The organism is Desulfocucumis palustris (assembly GCF_002933875.1).
In the GTDB taxonomy this organism is placed as follows: Bacteria; Bacillota; Desulfotomaculia; order Desulfotomaculales; family Desulfocucumaceae; genus Desulfocucumis; species Desulfocucumis palustris.
In genome coordinates this window covers 1-2,501 of sequence record NZ_BFAV01000015.1, presented here as the reverse complement: position 1 = coordinate 2,501, position 2,501 = coordinate 1, and the positions used below count along the sequence as shown (strand labels likewise).

Sequence of the window (2,501 nt, the reverse complement as noted above, 5' to 3'; positions counted from 1 at the left end):
GATAAACCGTAAAAAAACGGATAATTCAGTTGCGGAGCACATGCTGTAACGCCCCTTGAGAGCCTGTAAATTATCACCCTATTTTAACAAACCTGTAGGCAAAGGCCAGTACCAATAAAATAACCACCAGGCTGCGACTATATTCTTACCGAAGGAAGGAATATGGTACGGCAGCCCGCCAGAGGAATGCCGTACCGTTATAGAGGAAAAGTCAACACTCTACCTGGCTTTAGGGGTTCTGGCGGCGCTAAAATTTCCGAAGCAATTAATAACAAAAGTGCTGGAGGTGAGCAAAATGGAAAACTCTCCGTTATTTGACGGCATACAGGAAGAATGGGAGGCTAAAGGAGAGGCCAAAGGCCGAGAGCATGAAAAGATGGAAGTAGCAATTAAAATGTTGCAATTAAATTTAGAAATAGAAACCATTATCAAGACAACTGGCCTCGAACGGGTACAGATTGAAAAGTTGATAAAGCAGCAAGGAAACTAGATTTGGAAAAACGAACTAAAACCCCATCTTCGTAAATGCTGGTGTATTCCACCCGAACAAAATGCCGCCTTCGTCGACCTGCATGGAAGACATTCTGGATTTGTACCAGAAGCAATATTGTAGACTATATCCGGTCATCTGCATGGATGAAAAGCCATACCAGCTTCTTGGTGAAATCAGAACTCCGATCCCGATGAAAGCGGGAAGGCCTGAGTGCCAGGACGGTGAATATGTTCGCAACGGAACCTGCAGCATCTTTGTCTTCACAGAACCATTGGCAGGTTGGAGATATGTAACGGTCTGTGAAAGAAGAACTCTGTTGACTGGGCAAATCAGGTCCGGGAACTGCTTGATGTTTATTATCCAAAAGCGCATAAAATCAGATTAGTGATGGATAACCTTAACACTCATACCATGGCATCATCCAAGGCTTTTATAGTTGGTACTTTCCATAGCCTTGATGAAAGACATCTGCAGGCCTATTTAGATGAATTTTACTACCGTTTTAACCGCAGAAAGTGGCGAAAACAGCCTTTCAACAGGCTTTTGCATGCGTGTATGTTGGGTCGACCAGTGACCTATGCTGAGCTAAACTTTATAATCATGGTTAAAAAATTGAACACAAATCATATAATTCTTCTACTGGTGGTAATTTTGCTTCAGGAGATATGATTATCATTTTTTCATTTTTTCTTTTCCAACCAATAGGAGGCGTATTATAAACCGCTTGCAAATAAAATTTAGTGTCCCTTAACTTTGCACCTTGTTTTTCGACCATAGTTATTAATTTATTATAATAATTTTCAACCAAATTATCGGAGTATATCTCAAGAACATGCTTACCAGTTCTCCAATACCAAGACTCGTAGGACTTTTTTATGCCTTGATAAGTTTTTTCTCCTGCAGAATTAATTTTAAATAATTTATAATAAGGAAACTTACTATGGATCCACAAATCTAAATCTTCCTCTTCACTGTATAAGGAATCAAAGATACTTTCCCACAAATTCTTTGCTCTAATGTTCATTTCGTCATAATGCAATAAAACACTTTCCTGTAATGGTAACCATGGAAATTTAGGCATGTTACTAAACATATGATAGTTTTCACAGAGATTATGTATATAAATTAAGAAATTTAAATTAATAGAACTTGAATTTGCTAAATAAAAGTTATTCATACTTATAGCCATTCCTTTCGTTTCGCTCAAGGCACAAAACGGCATGGAACCGTTGCTTTTGAGCTTTTTTATTTTAAAACTATCTTGTTGAGATTACAGGTAACTCAGTAGCGTTGCGTAAAATAAGCGGCAAAATATCAACCCCTAAATTTGGCTAAATTTGCTTAAAATCAGCCATTTTCCATAAATATCATGGTATCTTATTAAAAAACTCCTTATAATAGAGATATAGGGTAGTCCTTGCCCAAATCTCTAAAATAAGGAGATTTCTAAATGCAGGATAAGGATACCACGAAATCCACATTTGATCAATTGTTTAAACCTGTTTGCAACGCATTTTATCAGCTTGAATCTACGGAGGTTGATAAATACGTTAAGAAATTAACAACTTTACAGCTAATCGAACTTCTTATCAAGGCACAGTTAGAACAACTCCCTGGCTTACGGGATATCAGCAATAGTCTTAATAATGGGTGTGGCGTTTCTTCACGCAGGGTCCATACGGGCATAAAATCTGCCCAGGTTGCGGTATATCCGAGGCCGACTTCTGGGTTAAAACGGTAAACAATCTTTGGGGTTTTGGGGTTAAGCCGAGAGGGGTGAAGCACGACGGTGACTGAGCAAGTATTTTCCGTTGACGCCATTCTGGAGGCGGTGCGCAATCGGGTGCGGCCCATTCTGATGACCAAGCTTACGGCCATACTGGGGATGCTGCCCCTGGCCCCTGGCCTTTGCCGAGGGCTTCCGGGAGCGCAGGATAAACCGTAAAAAAACGGATAATTCAGTTGCGGAGCACATGCTGTAACGCCCCTTGAGAGCCTGTAAATTATC

At 40.0% G+C, this 2,501-nt stretch carries 4 protein-coding genes and 1 pseudogene; 4 read left to right on the top strand and 1 reads right to left on the bottom strand.

Annotation, left to right across the window (positions count from 1 at the left end; genetic code table 11):
* Positions 1 to 295 precede the first annotated feature (295 nt).
* Together DCCM_RS00770 and DCCM_RS19085 are read left to right on the top strand one after the other, a co-directional pair.
* Positions 296 to 490 carry a hypothetical protein gene (locus tag DCCM_RS00770; protein WP_128739032.1) on the top strand — a complete coding sequence of 65 codons (195 nt, stop codon included), beginning with the start codon at positions 296 to 298 and terminating at the stop codon, positions 488 to 490.
* Between the two features lie 408 nt (positions 491 to 898).
* Positions 899 to 1,081 (top strand): annotated as a pseudogene (locus tag DCCM_RS19085) (transposase); the annotation flags it as partial.
* A gap of 16 nt (positions 1,082 to 1,097) precedes the next feature.
* Here DCCM_RS19085 and DCCM_RS18275 read toward each other — a convergent pair.
* Positions 1,098 to 1,700, bottom strand: a complete 603-nt coding sequence (locus tag DCCM_RS18275; protein WP_128739030.1) for a hypothetical protein — start codon at positions 1,698 to 1,700, stop codon at positions 1,098 to 1,100.
* A gap of 243 nt (positions 1,701 to 1,943) precedes the next feature.
* Between DCCM_RS18275 and DCCM_RS00760 the strand changes: the two genes are divergently transcribed.
* Positions 1,944 to 2,234, top strand: coding sequence for a DUF4372 domain-containing protein (locus tag DCCM_RS00760; RefSeq protein WP_104370563.1), 291 nt, complete (start codon positions 1,944 to 1,946; stop codon positions 2,232 to 2,234).
* A 48-nt stretch (positions 2,235 to 2,282) separates the two neighbouring features.
* The gene (locus DCCM_RS18205; protein ID WP_112787725.1) at positions 2,283 to 2,438 is read left to right on the top strand and encodes an efflux RND transporter permease subunit; all 156 of its coding nucleotides are present in this window, start codon (positions 2,283 to 2,285) and stop codon (positions 2,436 to 2,438) included.
* Positions 2,439 to 2,501 lie beyond the last annotated feature (63 nt).